Raw genomic sequence first — 16,544 nt, forward strand, 5'->3', positions numbered from 1 at the left:
TAGTGAATTCAAAGTTTTGACCGTATATTTTTTTATAAAGTTATCGTATATAAACTTTATTGACCTTACTTCTTCAAGTGCAAGTATTGACAGTATTAGCCAGTAAAATATATTAAAGCTTCGCTTCTTAAAAATATGTCTATATTCATATAAATATTGTTTTAATGTTTGTTTTATAGAGTTTTTGGATATACTAATCATAATCAGACATCTCCTAGATTTTTTTTTTAGTTATGATTAGTATTCCTAGGATTTAGATGTCTGATTTTTCTACTTTATGGAAGCTAACTCTTTATTTCTTGTAAAGTGGTGTTATTATAATATTAGCCAGACTTAAAAAAGATAAAAAAATAATGAATAGTAAATTTGAAAATTATACAAAAAATAAATCACCCAATTTATATTCTATATGGATAGCTAAAAAAGCAGAAGTAGTTTTTACAGATGGAGAATTAATGGTAGTTAATGTTATTGACTGGGATGAAGATTCTTACTAGATGAGCTACAGTTAGTATGTGAAAAAGTATATTTTACAGAAGAACAAGTTAAAAGTTTTAAATTGTTGTAAATTAAACACTTACTAATGCAGAAGAAATTGCTGAAAAAGAAATAATAAAGAAGGTGGAATAATGAATTATGGAAAATTTAATAGTTTACAAGATTTAAAAGATTCAATAGAAATGGGATTGGATATTGAATGCTATATATACGGGCAAAGGTATTATATTGGATGGGGCGATAATGGAAGAGTTATTGCAAAATGCCCAGATGGTGATGGTGTGTATTTCAATTCGTTACACGAAATGCTAAATTTTAAAATTCAAGATAAAAAAATAAAAGATATGTGGAAAGATATACAAATAATAAGCATGTAAAAAGCACTTACTAAAATGTTACATTAGGTGCTTTCTTTTATTATGTTTCAAGGAGAGCAAGAATGTATTTAACGCTTATAGCTTGGTTTAGATTAGTAGTTTATTCTTTAGTAAGAGCAGCTAACCTATTTTTAATATTTACCTTTTTTCATGATATAATGTAATTATAAATTAGATATTATTAGGTGATTGCTTATGATTGCTAACATTTTATATTATTTAATAAAAATATTTTTATGGGGGTTAGCTTTATTTTTATCTATCATACCTGGAATGATTGCTGGTTACATTGGTGAAACATTATTAGGAGGGATAGGATATTGGATAGGGTTTGTTATTGGCATTTTAATTTTTCTAGTATACATGAAACCTCTTTTAGCTTTTGATGATGATAAACCACTAGAAAAAGAATATTATCAACAAAGTTATGACACTTCTTTGTTTTCTTTTCTTGTTGGTATTTGGCTAGGACGTAAATTTTTCGGTAAAGATGATTAAAACTAAAGATCTATATTTTGAAGTGGTACCAATTTTTATATTAATTATATGAGAGGCAGATGTAAAGATTATTAAATTAATTCTAAAATTAAAAAACTAAAAAGTTAATATTGTAGTATAAAATTTTTTAATAAAATAATAGAAGAATCATCTAAAATATATATTAAGGGGAAAGTTATGAATATATTGATAAATTTAAAGAATAATGGAGTTGATAGAAAATGATTAAGTGTCCAATTACAAATTCAAATATAGACATAGCCGAATGTGTAGTTATAGTTGATGTTAGTGAAGGATGTGCAAAGGAGACGATATTATCAGATAATATTAAGAAGGTTGAAAACTGGCGAGAAATTTGTAAACATTGCAAAAAACATAATAATTAAGTATTTGATAAGTGGTACTCGTATAGTACTAATATTGAAGGAGAGATAATATGAAGTTGTGGGAATATTTAAGTAAAAAAATCAAAGTAACTTGTATAGAAGGTGAAGTAATTCAAGGTAAATGTAATGGATATATTCAAGCATTAGACAATGAGCCTGAAATAGCAAGTATATCAATAGATGCTGGTGAAATTGATTATGAAATATATGAAAATGAAATAGAAAAAATAGAATTAGTTGATTAATTGATCAAATGTTGGGGGTGATTAAGAAGTATGGATGATGAATACAATTGTCCTTTAGTTAATAGAAAAATTAATGAAAGTTATTGTTTGGAATATTGTGAAGCTGTTGATGGAATGTTGAAGATGGATATCATAAATGGTTTTAAAGGGACTAGAGAAGAGGCTCAAAGAATCTGTTATAATTGCCTTAATCATAAAGATGATTAACTAAACATTTGTATTTAATTTTAAGTTTTAAAAATCCGAGAATCTAAATAGCTTTATATAATTGTTGTTTTGGTATTTTAAATTAATTCAATTTCTTTTATATCTTTTATAAACACAGGGAAAACACCTTCTTTTTCCTTATATATTTCAGCTTTGCCATTATTTTTTATTATCTCTGGATTTTCTATATTTAATATGTCTTCTGGAGTTTCTCCAAGCCTTTCCTCTAAATAATTACTTGCATTTCCTACGATTATTGAACCATCTTTTAAAAATATTTTTATCCGCTTTTCTTCAAAGATAATATTATTTTTATTTAAAAATTCTTCAATGTTAGTCATTTGTTATTCATTCCTTTCGCAATATAACTATATCAATTACAAAATTTTTAAATTGAAGTAGAGCTGAAAATTATGTATTCATATTATTTAATTTATGGTAAAATAGTGTAAACACATCTGAATTAGAATATCACTTCATAATAAGTTTATCATTTCTCCAAAAGTTAATCCAATCTATAGAGGATTATATTCCTTTATTATATATAAATTTTTAAAGAATAATAAATATATATGGAGGTGATTTTACTGAAAAAATTAGAATTTGATAAAATAACGATAAAAACAAAACTGTATATAATGCTTATACTGCCGATTTCTTTTATATTGTTGGCAATCATTATCGATACTCCGACTAATATAGTAAATGGGATTTTCAAAATAATAGTTCATCCAGATATTCTCATAACAGATTACATTAAAGTTGGTGGACTAGGTGCTGCTTTAATTAATTCTGCTATTCTTACTTTAGTAAATATTTATATCATATGGAAACTTAAAATAAATATTAATGGCCCCGTTATATCGGCTATTTTTATAATTATGGGTTTTGCTTTTTTCGGGAAGAATATTTTTAACGTTTGGCCGATTTACATTGGAGGATATATTTACTCTAAATATCAGAAGACAAATTTTAAAAATGTCATATTGATTACTATGTTTGCAACTGCATTATCTCCTTTAGTAAATGAATTTGCATACGGTTTAAATCTTCCAATTCCTTTTGGTATATTATTAGGTATCTCTATTGGAATATTAGTTGGATTTATAATTCCTCCACTTTCAGCCCATATGATAAGAGTACATGACGGTTATAATTTATATAATATAGGATTTGCAGCGGGTTTTATTGGAACAGTAATTATGTCTATTATGAAAAGTTACGGCTTTATTGTAGAAAATAAGGTTATACTTTCTAATGAATACGATACGCTTTTAAAAGCATTTTTTACTATATTTTTCTTAATTTTAATTATATTAGGATTTTTATTTAACAATAGGAGTTTTAAGGGATATAAAAGGCTAATCGGTTTCACTGGAAGACTTATTACAGATTTTACTCAATTAACAGGCTTTGGGTTAACTTTAATTAATATGGGCTTAATGGGACTTATAGGGATACTTTATGTTATAATAGCAGGTGGAATAATTAATGGCCCCGTTATAGGTGGTTTATTAACTCTTGCAGGCTTTTCATCTTTTGGAAAACATCCTAAGAATTCTATACCGATTTTAATAGGGGTTTTAATTGGCAATTTTTTGATTACTAAAGAAGTATCAACAACTATTTTAGTAATTACTGGTTTGTTCGGAACTAGTATGGCTCCTATTGCAGGAACTTATGGCTATTTTGTAGGAATACTTGCTGGATTTATTCATTTATCTGTAGTAATGAATGTAGGCTATCTTCATGGAGGAATTAATTTATATAACAACGGTTTTTCAAGTGGTATTGTTGCTACTATACTAGTGCCAATTATTGATGCATTTAAAAAGGAGGATTAGCATATGAAACATGAGATAAAAAGAATATCAAAAATTCTTGACGAATTGATTACTTTTTGTTTTCTCCACGGTACTAATAATATGAATATAACTTTAGAAAATCATAAAGATTATTTTAAAATACATCTCGAAAGTGATAATATAGATTGTGATGACGTTAGAGTCCAAAAGCTCAAAGAATTTCTAGCCTATCCAAGACAATCGGAAGTAGAAGAATATTATTGGGAATTAGCTGGTGAATGTGATAATGACACAGAACTTACACTTGTAGGAATGATGGTTGATAGAGCAGAAGTAATATTTGACGGAACTTCTTTATCTATAACTTTGTATAGAAATAAATAAAAAAGTTTTGGATTAAAAAAATCAAAGTATAAATTAAGAGGGACATTTAATCCCTCATATTTTTTTATTCTTTATCCTTTCTATAAGGTTTTCTACTTTTTCTTTGATAATATCTCTTGTTTTTCTGAATTCTTCTATAGAGCCGCCAGAAGGATCTTCAAGCCCCCAATCTTCACTATAATCGCAAGGAATATAAGGACATACTACGCCGCAACCCATAGTTATTAAGATATCTATTTTTTCAGGTATATCTGATAAAAGTTTAGGATAGTGTTTACTCATATCGATTCCTACTTCTTCCATGACTTGAACTGCTTTAGGTTTAACCTCTGGATATTTTGAAGTTCCTGCCGAATATGCTTCTAATACGTCTTTACCTAAATGTTTTGCCCAAGCTTCTGCCATTTGTGATCGACAGGAATTATGAACACAAACAAAAGCAACTTTTTTCTTCACTAAAATTCCTCCTATTAAATATATTTAAATGTATTTTAATGCTAACATATTACAAATTTACAAGTCAATATAATAATATCTTATTAACATAGCATTAGTCACGGATACGTTTAAATAAGCGTAATATAATATTGCAGAATATAATTTTTCAGGAGGGATAATAATGGACATGAAAAAATATCCTTATTATGAACTTGCTAAAGCATATATTCCCTATCAAATAATGGGTAAAATATATTGTCCTGAAGAAGCGTTAAAGAAAGGAACTATTTTCCCTGAATTGTATATGCCATATAAACCTGTTAAGAAGTAATAATTTGGAGGTGTTTTTTGTGGATTCAAAACAATTAGATATGCTAAAGGAAATAATGGAAATATGCTTTTGCTTAACTGATATAAACTTATATCTTGATACTCATCCAAATGATGACAGAGCTGTAGCTCTTCATAATACTTTTTCAAAGAAATATAAAGAACTTACAAATATGTATAGCATGAAGTATGGGCCTCTAACCAATTATGATTTAAGTAAATATCCATGGGAATACACAAAAAGCCCTTGGCCATGGGAAATAGAATATTGATGGGAGGTTAAATTATGTGGATCTATGAAAAGAAACTGCAATATCCGGTTAGAGTAGACACCTGCAATCCAACTCTTGCAGCTATGATATTAGAGCAATTTGGAGGCCCAGATGGAGAACTTTCAGCAGGTATTAGATATCTAACTCAAAGATGGGCAATGCCTACAGATCAAGCAAAAGGTATTTTAACCGATATAGGCACTGAAGAACTAGCTCACTGGGAAATTATAGGAACTATCGTTTGGAAGCTTATAAAAAATGTTCCTATAAAAGATATAGAAGGTACTCCACTTGAAGCTCACTATGTAAATCATGGTAAGAGTCCATTTCCTCATGACGCGTCGGGATATGCTTGGACTGCTACATTTATACAGTCTAAAGACGATCCTATAGCAAATCTCCATGAGGATATGGCATCCGAGCAAAAAGCTAGGGCAACCTATGAATATCTAATCAATATTTGCGACGATCCTGGCGTTAAAGATGCTTTGAGATTCTTAAGAGAGAGAGAGATTGTTCATTTTCAAAGGTTTGGTGAAACATTAGATATTGTTCAAGAATGTTTGAATAGCAAGAAATATTATTAGAATTTCTTTGTAATTAAATAACCCCTTAAAGTAGATTATTGTTTTTCTACTTTAAGGGGTTTATCTGCATATATAATTTAAAGTTTCACATCACCAGCAACTACACTGTTTACTTGTTCACCAGATATTATAGGAATAGCAACTGTAACACAGTAGTCATCTGTTATAGCAGAAATGTAAGGTTTGGAAATATATAAGTTTCCTTTCATAACTTCTTTAAAATAAGGCCTATGAGCTAGGTTATCTATATCAACGGATATAGTAGAACCTTTTATATTTCCTTTAGAATCTAATACAACAACGACATCAAAGAGTTTATCATATTTTCTTTTCACATTATTAATAAACTCTTGTACTTCTTCTTCATTTTCCGGATTATTTAGCCTATATTCAACTGTTAAATCTTTTAATATTTTTTCAGCTTCTTTTATTCTATTTTCATCTTCCTTACTAATTTCATAATTTCCCTCAACTTCTGTGATAAATTCGATTAATTCTTTCGACATATTAGTTAAATTTTCTACTGTTTTAGAAATTCCCTTAACTAAATTTACTTCTTCTTGAGTAGAAGCATTTATTTCTTCCATTCCTGCTGCAGTTTGTTGTGTAACAGCAGATATTTCTTCCATAAGTTCATCTACTTTACGAGCATTTGAAATACCACTTTCTGATAGTTTCAATATTTCTTTTGTAGAATTTAAAGTAACATCAGATGTCTGTTCAACTTTATTGAACAGTTCTTTAAATTCTTCAGCATATTGAACGTTTTTTTCCATATCTGTAACCTGCATTTCAATATGTTTAGATATACGATCTATTTTTTGAGATATATCTTCTATTATTTGTCTTATTTTAGATGCAGATTTTTCAGATTCCTCTGCTAATTTTCTAATTTCTTCGGCTACTACTGCAAACCCTTTACCTACTTCTCCTGCTCTTGCTGCTTCTATTGCGGCATTTAATGCTAAAAGATTTGTTTGTTCACTTATTCCACTTACTATAGCTATTATGTCTTTTATTTTTTTAGCATTATGATTTAGATTTTCTATTTCAACGGCAAGTTCAATATTGTTTTTTTCGCTGTTTTCTAAATTGTCAATTAATCCTTCAAGTTTTTCTCCAGATTCATTTATCTTTTCTTTCATTTCTTTTGTTATAGAATATGTGTCTTTAGCGAAGTTAGCAATCGTTTGAGAACTTTCAACAATCTGCATAGTACTATTCTTGGTATTCATAGCTCTTTCTGCTTGAAGTTCAAGCCCTTGAGAAATCTCATTTATAGTTGTCGATATTTCTTCAATAGATTGACTTAATACTTCATAATCTTTTGATATATTCCAAGAATAAGTAGAAACTTTATCTAAAGCAACCAATGTTTTTCCTACTAGTCTTCTAATATTAGCTATCATATTATTTAATGATATTACAAATCCATTGAGCATTTTATCATAATTATTTTTTATAGTTTGAGTAAGACTTCCTTGTGTTATTCTATTTAATAACTCGCTAGATTTTGTAATATACACACTTTGAAATTTTTTTATCAAAAGTGTGAATATATAAGGAATTATTAAAGATACTGCAAATAATATGATAATTTTAAATTCTGTTAATTCTGCAATATAGTTGTTGCCTGTTAATATCCAAGGCATAGTCATACCTAATATAAAAACTATGAATATTATAATAAAAAATTTTAATTTCATTAAAAATCCTCCTTCCTATTATAACTAACAATTCGACTTTTTTCTAAAAATTCCTGTAAAAAAATACTTTTTGTTATTTTAGCAATAATCAAGTTGGACTATTTTGTAGTATTTATTGTGAATATTTATGAATGTTTTTGATATAATAGAATAAAATTGACAATTTCTTTTATATATTGTAATATTAAAATATATAGATAGAATGAGGTGATGACTTATAAAAGAAATAGCAAATCAAATTGAAGAGTTAACTAAAAAAGCTGATATATTAAAAGCAATTGCGCATCCAATAAGATTATGTATAGTTAAAGGACTTCTAGATGAAGAAGGATGTAATGTAACTAAAATGCAAAGTTGTTTAAATATGCCTCAATCAACAATATCTCAACATTTAGCGAAATTAAAAGCGGCTGGTGTTGTCGAAGGTAGAAGGCATGGTGTAGAGATTAAATACTATTTAATTAATGAAGATGTCAGAAAAATTTTAAAAGTTATATTTTAATTTGTTTTTATGCTCAATTTTGTATTTTTTTTAACAATATAATTTAATTATTAATATATATTAATTAAAAGATTAATAAGGAGGAATTTTTATGTCAAAGAAAGTTTTAATTGTAGGTGGTGTAGCTGGAGGAGCATCTACGGCTGCAAGACTTAGGAGACTCGACGAAAAGATTGAAATTATCATGTTTGAAAAGGGGGAACATATTTCATTTGCAAATTGTGGTCTACCTTATTATATTGGTGGCACGATTGAAGAGAGAGATGCTCTGTTAGTTCAGACTCCAGAAAAAATGAGATCAAGATTTAATATCGATGTGAGGGTAAAAAATGAAGTATTATCAATAGATAGGGAAAAGAAAGAAGTAAAAGTTAAAGATTTAGACAGCGGAAAAATATATAAAGAAACATATGATTATCTAGTGTTGTCTCCGGGTGCTAGTCCGATTAAACCACCAATTCCAGGCATTGACTCACCTAATATATTTACTTTAAGAAATATACCGGATACAGATGCAATAAAAGAATATTTGGATAATAAAAAGCCTAAACGTGCAGTAGTTGTTGGCGGCGGATTTATCGGTATAGAGATGGCAGAAAATCTTTATGATAGAGGTTTGAATGTCTCTATTGTAGAAATGGCAGATCAAGTTATGGGGCCTATTGATTTTGATATGGCTCAAATTGTACACCAGCATATTAAATCTAAAGGTGTAAAATTATATTTAAAAGATGGGGTTAAAGAATTTGAATATAAAGATGGTGTAACTAGAGTAACGCTTCAAAGCGGCAAGACTCTAGATGCTGATATAGTAATACTTGCAATTGGAGTAAGAGCGGACAGTAAATTAGCTGTAGATTGCGGACTCGAGGTTAACCAAAGGGGCGGAATAGTTGTTGATGAGTATTTAAGAACATCAGATAAAAACATCTTTGCTATAGGAGATGCGATTGAAGTAGTTGACTTTGTAAATGGTTCTAAAACCATGATACCATTAGCCGGGCCTGCAAATAAACAGGGTAGAATAGTGGCAAATAATATTGTAGGTAGATCAGAAAAGTATAAAGGGACACAGGGTACTTCAATAGCAAAAGTATTCGATTTAACGGTTGCTTCGACTGGTAATAATGAGAAATTATTAAATAGAATGGGCAAAAAGTATGGTAAAGATTACAAAATAGCTCTTATACATTCAAAATCACATGCGGGATATTATCCTGGGGCAATACCAATGACTATTAAATTAATATTTAACTTAAAAGGTAAAATATTAGGTGCTCAAATTGTAGGATATGACGGAGTAGACAAGAGAATAGATGTTATTGCATCTGCAATAAGATTTGGAGGTACAGTTTACGATCTTAAGGAATTAGAACTTGCTTATGCACCGCCTTATTCATCAGCAAAAGACCCTGTGAACATGGCAGGATTTACGGCAGAGAATATACTAAAGAGAGATGTAGATGTTATTATGTGCAACGAGTTAGAAAAATTGGATAAAAATGAAGTAATTATTCTTGATGTTAGAGAGGAAATTGAAAGGGAATTAGGATATATTGAAGGTTCGATTAATATACCATTAGACGAATTGAGAGACAGATTAAATGAATTAGATAAGGAAAAATTAATAATACCATATTGTGCTATAGGACTTAGAGGATATTTAGCTGCGAGGATTTTGAAGCAAAATGGCTTCAAGAAAGTTAAGAATTTAAGTGGCGGATATACAACTTATAGTTGTATCTTTTGTCAAGATGAAGATGGGGCTTCAAAATGTGGAGGTGCTACCTGTGATTCCAATGTAGATTTCAATGAGGGTGGAGATGTAGAAGAAATAGATGTAAATAAGTTGGAAGGAAAAACTATAAAATTAAATGCTTGTGGACTTCAATGTCCGGGGCCAATAATGCAAGTATATGAGAGAATGAAGACATTAGAAAATGGAGATATTCTAGAAGTAACTGCAACAGATCCCGGATTTATAAATGATATAAATACTTGGTGCAGGCGAACTGGTAATACTTTGATAAAGACTGAAAAAAGGCCAAAAGAGTTTGTAGCTTTTATTAGAAAGGGTACAGGTGGGAAAATTACTGTTAAAGATAATAACAATAGTAACATAGTACAGACTACAAATGATGGTAAGACGATAGTTGTATTTAGTGGAGATTTAGATAAGGCAATAGCTTCATTTATAATTGCAAATGGAGCGGCTGCTATGGGAAGGAAAGTTACGATGTTCTTTACATTCTGGGGACTTAATATATTAAGAAAACCAGAAAAAGTAAAAGTTCAAAAAGGTTTTATGGATAAGATGTTTAGTATGATGATGCCGAGAGGAAGTAAAAAGCTGAAGCTATCACAGATGAACATGATGGGCATGGGAGCAAAAATGATAAGAAATGTAATGAAGAGGAAAAATATTTCTTCATTAGAGGAATTAATCGAACAAGCTAAAAATCAAGGTGTAAGATTAGTTGCATGTAATATGTCAATGGATGTGATGGGAATAACTAAAGAGGAATTAATAGATGGGGTAGAAATAGGAGGAGTAGCAAGTTATTTAGGAGCAGCTGAAGAATCGAATGTCAACTTATTTATCTAAAAAAGAGGGACATTGTTCCCTCTTTTGTTTTAAAAAGTTGTTTAAATATTTTGCAGGCGGGTATCAATAAATCGGACGAAAAAATGTTGTAGGGGGTTATATAAGTATGAATGCAATGACAGCATCAAATTTACGTTCAGCATATGGTGGAGAAAGTCAAGCTCATATGAGATATAAAGTATGGGCAGCTAAAGCAGAAGATGAAGGGTTTAATAATGTAGCAAGATTATTTAGAGCAGTATCATTTGCTGAAGAAATTCATGCTACAAGTCATTTTAAGGCTTTAAAAGATGAGAAAGGCGATTTTTCAGTTACAGCGGGAGCTGGATTCGGATTAGGAAGTACTTCAGAAAACTTACAAGGAGCTATAGCTGGAGAAAATTTTGAAGTTGAGCAGATGTATCCTGCTTTTATAGAAGTAGCAAAAATGCAAGGAGAGAAAAAAGCTACAATTTCAATGAAATATGCATATGAAGCAGAAAAAACACATGCCGCTCTTTTCACTAAGGCAAAAGAATCTGTAGATTCTGGTAAAGATGTAGAATTCGGCGATTTACATGTATGTGAAATTTGCGGTTATACTGTAGAAGGAGAAACTCCTGAAAAATGTCCTATTTGTGGAGCTAAATCCGAAAAATTTAGGACTTTCAGTAAATAATAGAAAATAACATAAATATTTTAAAAGCATCCCTGTTTGGGATGTTTTTAATTTTTTTAATAATCTAAATAAAAAAATAAAGGGAAAAAACGATATCTTGTAGAATAAATAAGTTAGTCAAAAAACGAGCGAAGGTGATAGTATGGTTATAAAAGATATAGAACAATTTATAAATCAAATTAAATCTGTTCTCTCATGTAAGATTGTTGCAGATGAAAACGGTAGCATTCAAGAGATACATATACTTTCAGATACAAAAAGAAGTCCAAAACAAGTTTCTAGAGATGTTCAATCAGGTTTAATATCAAGATTTGGATTAGATATAGATCATAAAAAGATAAGTATTGCTCAAATTGATGAAAAAGTAGCTGAAAATAAGGATTTTAGATTAAAACTCAAGACGATTGAATTCTCGACATTAGGGACAAAAGTATTTATTAAGGTTATATTAGAAAAAGATGAAGAGGTTTTTGAAGGAGAAATATCAGGAATAAATACTGTTTCAAATTCTCAAAGGCTTTTAGGAACTGCTGCATTAAAGGCAGTTGAGAAATTTTTAGGAACTGAAGACAATTTCATACTTGAAGATATAAAAACTATTGAATTAGCAGGACGAGAGGTTGTAGTATCAGCTGTTACTTTTGTTACTAACAATTATGAAAAACTATTATCAGGTTGTGCTTTTGTCAATAGGGATAAAAAAGAAGCAGTAGTAAAGGCAACATTAGATGCAATAAATAGAAGTATTATTAGACATTATAGTGGTAATTAGGCCGGCTAACTTAATTTATTTAAACAATTTTTTTTAGCGAAGCGAGTATAGCCTGTTGGATTAGCGAACCAACAGAGTATATGCTTAAAAGGGGGCTATATTCGATGAAAAAAGTATTAATGGTATTAACAAGCTTATTAGCTTTAATATTAGCAAGTGGGGCAAACTTTTCTTGGTTATAATGTATAATTAGCTTTTGTAATATAGAGCCGGCCTAATGATAAAAAGGAGGATAATATGGGCAATATACCTAGGAAATTAAGGTGTTATATAACATTTTTGTTTTTTGTTTCTGCTATAGTTCTTTATTTATTGTTTATAAACAATAGTTATTTTGATTTGCAATTTTTAATAACTTTTATTTTACTATCAATAATAGCGGAATCCTTACCCATACCTTTACCTAATGAAGGAGCAGTATCAGTTGGTTTTGCTATAAGTTTAGCTTCTATAATAATAGGAGGTCCATTGACTGGTGCTTTAGTAACGGCTTTTGGTTTTTTATTTAGAATAGTAAAATTGCCAGGTAGAGGGTATATACACTTACTTAATACTCCAATATATAAGACTATATTTAATGTTTCACAAATGATTATTGTGATTGGATTAGCAGGTATTGTCTATACAAAGACAGGTGGAATTGTTGGAAGTGGTGGTTTTATAACTGTACCTATTCCTATTTTATCGGCTGTACTTGTATATATTATTCTTAACACTATAATAATAGCTAATTTAATGTCAATATTAAGTGGACAGAACTTTATTAAAATGTGGATAAAAAATATAAAGGATCTTGTACCTAATGCTATTGCAGTTGGTGCATTAGGGTTGATAATTGCTTTAGCATATTTTAAATTAGGTGCATTTGCAGTAGTGATATTCTTTGGACCATTATTACTAGCTAGACATTCATATAAACTATATATGGATATGAAGCATGTTTATATGGAGACTATTCAGGCTCTTACAAATGCGATGGAAGCAAAAGATGCCTATACTAGCGGACATGCTGAAAGAGTAGGTAAATATGCAGTTAAGTTAGCTAGGGCATTAAATCTTTCAGATAGAAGAATAGAGAACATAAAAAATGCAGCAATTTTGCATGATATAGGGAAAATAGGTATTGATGATCAAATATTAAGAAAACCAGGAAAGCTTACTTATGAAGAATATGAAAAAATAAAAAAGCACCCATCAATAGGTGCTGAAATATTAAAGGAAGTTAACTTCTTAAAAGAAGTTTCAAGTATAGTAAGACATCATCATGAAAGATATGACGGGAAAGGATATCCCGATGGACTCAAAGAAGACGAAATACCTGTAGAAGCAGCAATCCTTGCAATAGCGGATGTATATGATGCAATGACATCTGATAGACCTTATAGAAAAGCGTTAACAAAGGAAGTAGCGCTTAGTGAGATTGAAAAAAATGCTGGGACACAATTTAATCCGGAATTTGCTAAAATGTTTGTTAAGGTAATGAGAAACGAAGGTGAGAAGGAGATGCTAACTAATGTTAATTGAATCAATGGCAACTTCTCTAGTTGTAGGTAAGGTTAGAGGTGGGAAATTAGAAAATATCGGGAAAGTACAGATTAGAGGTTGGTATTTTTTTGTTTTAGGTTTTATTATTGAATTTACAAGTGTATATTTAAAAATGAAAAATATTGGAATAATAAGTACTTTTATTAATAAGTATTTTATTTATGTACATAGTCTATCTTATATATTGATTTTTATTGGTCTTATACTTAATTTTAAAAATAAATCCATGATATTAGTTTTTATTGGAACACTTCTCAATTTCATAGTCATCGTCGCAAATGGTGGTAGAATGCCTGTATCACCTGAAGGATTAAAAACAGCAGGCTTAATATCTAATTTAGAAATGTTGAAGAACGATATGATTATAACACATACATTAATAACTGACTCTACCAAATTATCTATTTTAGGAGACATTATACCATTATCAAAGCCATATCCATTTCCTAAAATGATAAGTATAGGAGATATTTTTTTAGGTCTTGGAATATTTTGCTTTATACAAGGTGCTATGACTAAAAAAGGGATTTTTTTAAGAAAAAGCAAAATGATAAGATTTGAATACAAAAAAAGATAATAATAGGGAGTAGAGATACTCTCTTTTTTTAATTTTATAGAAATGTATAACATAGCTTCTATTGTAAATAATATAAATAAAAGTGTATGTGTATTTTGAGAGGATGAAAGATTTGCTTGTAAGACTTTTTATAATAGCTATAACTCCTGCAATATCGATTGCATATGCAGTTTATCTTAGTGATAGATATGACAGAGAACCAATATCTCTTTTATTAAAAACATTTATATTTGGAGCATTATCCGTAATTCCGACTATTATAGTAGAAAGATTTTTAGCTTCTTTTAATTTTTTTACTGGAATACCAAGTGCAATTTATACAGCATTTCTAGTTGCGGGTTTTACAGAGGAGTTTTTCAAGAGAGAGGTAGTATTAAGGTTTGTATATAATAGCAAACATTTTGATGAAAAACTTGATGGTATTGTATATTCCATATTTTCGGCTTTGGGTTTTGCTACTGTCGAAAATGTTATGTATGTAGTTTTTAGGTTTAGTTATAATTCTTATGTCGGCTTATATAGAGGAATACTTTCCGTACCGGCTCATGCGATTTTTGCAGTAACTATGGGGTATTATCTTTCAATATCAAAGTTTACAAGTAGTTTAACAGAAAAAGAATTAAATCTAAAAAAATCTTTGTTTATACCAATTATTACTCACGGTATATTTGATTTTATGTTGATGTCTAGAATATTAATTTTAGCGGTGTTATTTATTCCGTATTTAATATATATTTGGAAAAATAGTCAAATTAAATTAAATAAATATATAATTGAATCGGGAGAAAGATTTAGTAAAATAAATAAAAAAAATAATTTAATTAACAAACGGGAATAAAAGGTTTAAAATATAATTATAAAGAATAAAAACAGTAAAGGTGGGCTACATGAAAAGGAAAAGATTAATTCTAAGTATCTCTATATTTTTTTTATTTATTTTTCTTTTTTTAGCAGGGTATATTGCAGATAAATATGAGACAAGCCCTAAAAAAAAGATTATATATCATAAAAAGCCTGATGAAATATTAGAAAAACAGCTTAAGCAAAATTATAAAGTTCAAGCGACTATTGTAGCGACAGGGGATATAATGTTCCATACTCCTCAAATAAAAAGTGCATTAGATGTAAAAAGTGGAACATATAATTTTGATGATATGTTTAAATCGGTAAAAAAATATATTGAGAGTGCAGATTTAGCTATAGGCAATTTTGAAACAGTAACAGCAGGCCCAGAACACAGGTTTAGAGGTTATCCTACTTTTAATACTCCAAAATCAGCTATAAAGACGCTTAAAGATATAGGCTTTGACGTTTTATCAACAGCAAATAACCATAGTTTAGATGTAGGAAGGGAAGGGCTAATTGAAACAATAGAAAATATACACGAATTTGGTTTAAAAAATGTTGGTACATATAAAAATGCTGAAAAAAAATTACTTATTGAAGATGTTAAAGGTATTAAAGTTGCTATCATGTCATATACCTATGGTTGTAACGGTCTTGAATCGAGACTGACAAAAGAAGAATTAGAATATATGGTTAACTTTATAGATGAAGATAAGATTAAAGATGATATAAAAATTGCAAAAAAACAAGCAGATATTGTAGTAATATTTATTCATTGGGGCAATGAATATCAGAGAGAGCCATCTGAATTTCAAGTTTCATTAGCACAAAAGATGTTTGAGTGGGGAGCAGATATTATATTAGGCAGCCATCCTCATGTTATACAGAAAGCTGAATTTAAAAAAATAGATGGGCAAGTAAAATATGTAATATATTCAATGGGCAACTTTATTTCCAATCAAAGATATGAAACTGTAAAAAACAGATATACTGAAGATGGGGTAATAGTTAAAATCCATTTAGAAAAAGATTTAACACAAAATAGTACGAAAATTAAAGAAGTAGAATATATTCCTACTTGGGTAAATAGATATGTTTCTGATGGGAAATACAAATATGAGATTTTACCGACAATTGATTATTTAAATGGAAAATCAGAAGGAATTTCTGAAAATTTGTTAAATAAGTTAAAAGTATCTTATAAAGCTACAATGGGGATAATCAATCAGAATAAACAACAGTAGAACATTATGCCCAAAATATTGTTTATATATTTATATTAAATAGTATATATTGTATAATTTTA

At 29.1% G+C, this 16,544-nt stretch carries 23 protein-coding genes; 19 read left to right on the forward strand and 4 right to left on the reverse strand.

Annotated features, from left to right (window positions below):
- On the reverse strand, positions 1-201 hold a 201-nt coding region (locus BUB51_RS13320; RefSeq protein WP_278294148.1), incomplete at its 3' end, for a hypothetical protein.
- A gap of 152 nt (positions 202-353) precedes the next feature.
- On the opposite strand from BUB51_RS13320, the gene BUB51_RS12995 reads away from it, so the two are divergent.
- The 6 genes from BUB51_RS12995 to BUB51_RS13005 all read left to right on the forward strand — a co-directional run bounded on the left by BUB51_RS12995 (position 354) and on the right by BUB51_RS13005 (position 2,211).
- On the forward strand, positions 354-497 hold the full coding sequence (locus tag BUB51_RS12995) for a hypothetical protein (RefSeq protein ID WP_159430378.1): 144 nt from the start codon (positions 354-356) through the stop codon (positions 495-497).
- Between the two features lie 132 nt (positions 498-629).
- Positions 630-875 carry a hypothetical protein gene (locus tag BUB51_RS04645; RefSeq protein ID WP_073195917.1) on the forward strand — a complete coding sequence of 82 codons (246 nt, stop codon included), beginning with the start codon at positions 630-632 and terminating at the stop codon, positions 873-875.
- A gap of 195 nt (positions 876-1,070) precedes the next feature.
- Positions 1,071-1,373 carry a hypothetical protein gene (locus BUB51_RS04650; protein WP_073195919.1) on the forward strand — a complete coding sequence of 101 codons (303 nt, stop codon included), beginning with the start codon at positions 1,071-1,073 and terminating at the stop codon, positions 1,371-1,373.
- Positions 1,374-1,594: 221 nt separating this feature from the next.
- Entirely contained in the window at positions 1,595-1,759 is a 165-nt protein-coding gene (locus tag BUB51_RS13000) for a hypothetical protein (RefSeq protein ID WP_159430379.1), read from the forward strand.
- A gap of 50 nt (positions 1,760-1,809) precedes the next feature.
- The gene (locus BUB51_RS04655) at positions 1,810-2,004 is read left to right on the forward strand and encodes a hypothetical protein (protein WP_073195920.1); all 195 of its coding nucleotides are present in this window, start codon (positions 1,810-1,812) and stop codon (positions 2,002-2,004) included.
- Positions 2,005-2,034: 30 nt separating this feature from the next.
- Positions 2,035-2,211 carry a hypothetical protein gene (locus BUB51_RS13005; protein ID WP_159430380.1) on the forward strand — a complete coding sequence of 59 codons (177 nt, stop codon included), beginning with the start codon at positions 2,035-2,037 and terminating at the stop codon, positions 2,209-2,211.
- A 77-nt stretch (positions 2,212-2,288) separates the two neighbouring features.
- Here BUB51_RS13005 and BUB51_RS04660 read toward each other — a convergent pair whose 3' ends face one another.
- The gene (locus tag BUB51_RS04660; protein WP_073195922.1) at positions 2,289-2,552 is read right to left on the reverse strand and encodes a hypothetical protein; all 264 of its coding nucleotides are present in this window, start codon (positions 2,550-2,552) and stop codon (positions 2,289-2,291) included.
- Between the two features lie 237 nt (positions 2,553-2,789).
- Here BUB51_RS04660 and BUB51_RS04665 point away from each other — a divergent pair, with 237 nt between their 5' ends.
- Together BUB51_RS04665 and BUB51_RS04670 are read left to right on the forward strand one after the other, a co-directional pair.
- Positions 2,790-4,055 carry a DUF1576 domain-containing protein gene (locus BUB51_RS04665; RefSeq protein WP_242945549.1) on the forward strand — a complete coding sequence of 422 codons (1,266 nt, stop codon included), beginning with the start codon at positions 2,790-2,792 and terminating at the stop codon, positions 4,053-4,055.
- A gap of 3 nt (positions 4,056-4,058) precedes the next feature.
- Positions 4,059-4,400: a hypothetical protein gene (locus tag BUB51_RS04670; RefSeq protein WP_035163868.1), complete on the forward strand. Its 342-nt coding sequence runs from the start codon at positions 4,059-4,061 to the stop codon at positions 4,398-4,400.
- Between the two features lie 54 nt (positions 4,401-4,454).
- Here the strand turns inward: BUB51_RS04670 and BUB51_RS04675 are convergent, their stop codons facing one another.
- A complete protein-coding gene (locus BUB51_RS04675; RefSeq protein ID WP_073195924.1) occupies positions 4,455-4,856 on the reverse strand; it encodes an arsenate reductase ArsC in 402 nt (133 codons plus the stop codon).
- 163 nt (positions 4,857-5,019) lie between these two features.
- Here BUB51_RS04675 and BUB51_RS04680 point away from each other — a divergent pair, with 163 nt between their 5' ends.
- From BUB51_RS04680 to BUB51_RS04690, 3 genes are read left to right on the forward strand one after another with little or no spacing between them, the layout of a single operon-like run.
- Entirely contained in the window at positions 5,020-5,169 is a 150-nt protein-coding gene (locus BUB51_RS04680; RefSeq protein WP_073195926.1) for a spore coat associated protein CotJA, read from the forward strand.
- Positions 5,170-5,188: 19 nt separating this feature from the next.
- Positions 5,189-5,440, forward strand: coding sequence for a spore coat protein CotJB (locus tag BUB51_RS04685; protein WP_073195928.1), 252 nt, complete (start codon positions 5,189-5,191; stop codon positions 5,438-5,440).
- A 14-nt stretch (positions 5,441-5,454) separates the two neighbouring features.
- Positions 5,455-6,027: a manganese catalase family protein gene (locus tag BUB51_RS04690; protein WP_073195930.1), complete on the forward strand. Its 573-nt coding sequence runs from the start codon at positions 5,455-5,457 to the stop codon at positions 6,025-6,027.
- 77 nt (positions 6,028-6,104) lie between these two features.
- On the opposite strand, the gene BUB51_RS04695 is transcribed toward BUB51_RS04690, so the two are convergent.
- Positions 6,105-7,733, reverse strand: coding sequence for a methyl-accepting chemotaxis protein (locus tag BUB51_RS04695; RefSeq protein ID WP_073195932.1), 1,629 nt, complete (start codon positions 7,731-7,733; stop codon positions 6,105-6,107).
- A 265-nt stretch (positions 7,734-7,998) separates the two neighbouring features.
- On the opposite strand from BUB51_RS04695, the gene BUB51_RS04700 reads away from it, so the two are divergent.
- The 8 genes from BUB51_RS04700 (at position 7,999) to BUB51_RS04735 (ending at position 16,482) form a co-directional block, all read left to right on the forward strand.
- Positions 7,999-8,235: an ArsR/SmtB family transcription factor gene (locus BUB51_RS04700; protein ID WP_276716980.1), complete on the forward strand. Its 237-nt coding sequence runs from the start codon at positions 7,999-8,001 to the stop codon at positions 8,233-8,235.
- Between the two features lie 91 nt (positions 8,236-8,326).
- Complete coding sequence (locus tag BUB51_RS04705; RefSeq protein WP_073195934.1) at positions 8,327-10,840, forward strand: DsrE/DsrF/DrsH-like family protein; 2,514 nt, start codon at positions 8,327-8,329, stop codon at positions 10,838-10,840.
- A gap of 106 nt (positions 10,841-10,946) precedes the next feature.
- Complete coding sequence (locus BUB51_RS04710; RefSeq protein ID WP_035163879.1) at positions 10,947-11,498, forward strand: rubrerythrin family protein; 552 nt, start codon at positions 10,947-10,949, stop codon at positions 11,496-11,498.
- A gap of 142 nt (positions 11,499-11,640) precedes the next feature.
- Positions 11,641-12,270 carry a hypothetical protein gene (locus BUB51_RS04715; protein ID WP_035163881.1) on the forward strand — a complete coding sequence of 210 codons (630 nt, stop codon included), beginning with the start codon at positions 11,641-11,643 and terminating at the stop codon, positions 12,268-12,270.
- A gap of 237 nt (positions 12,271-12,507) precedes the next feature.
- Positions 12,508-13,794 (forward strand): HD-GYP domain-containing protein, encoded by a 1,287-nt coding sequence (locus BUB51_RS04720; protein WP_073195935.1) that lies wholly within the window; start codon positions 12,508-12,510, stop codon positions 13,792-13,794.
- A complete protein-coding gene (locus BUB51_RS04725; RefSeq protein WP_073195937.1) occupies positions 13,784-14,392 on the forward strand; it encodes a DUF5317 domain-containing protein in 609 nt (202 codons plus the stop codon). The genes BUB51_RS04720 and BUB51_RS04725 overlap by 11 nt, the downstream gene beginning before the upstream one ends.
- Before the next feature lie 103 nt (positions 14,393-14,495).
- Positions 14,496-15,230, forward strand: coding sequence for a PrsW family intramembrane metalloprotease (locus tag BUB51_RS04730; protein WP_073195939.1), 735 nt, complete (start codon positions 14,496-14,498; stop codon positions 15,228-15,230).
- A 49-nt stretch (positions 15,231-15,279) separates the two neighbouring features.
- A complete protein-coding gene (locus BUB51_RS04735; RefSeq protein WP_073195941.1) occupies positions 15,280-16,482 on the forward strand; it encodes a CapA family protein in 1,203 nt (400 codons plus the stop codon).
- The last annotated feature ends 62 nt before the right edge of the window (positions 16,483-16,544 follow it).

This window comes from Caloranaerobacter azorensis DSM 13643, assembly GCF_900129995.1.
Taxonomy (GTDB): domain Bacteria; phylum Bacillota; class Clostridia; order Tissierellales; family Thermohalobacteraceae; genus Caloranaerobacter; species Caloranaerobacter azorensis.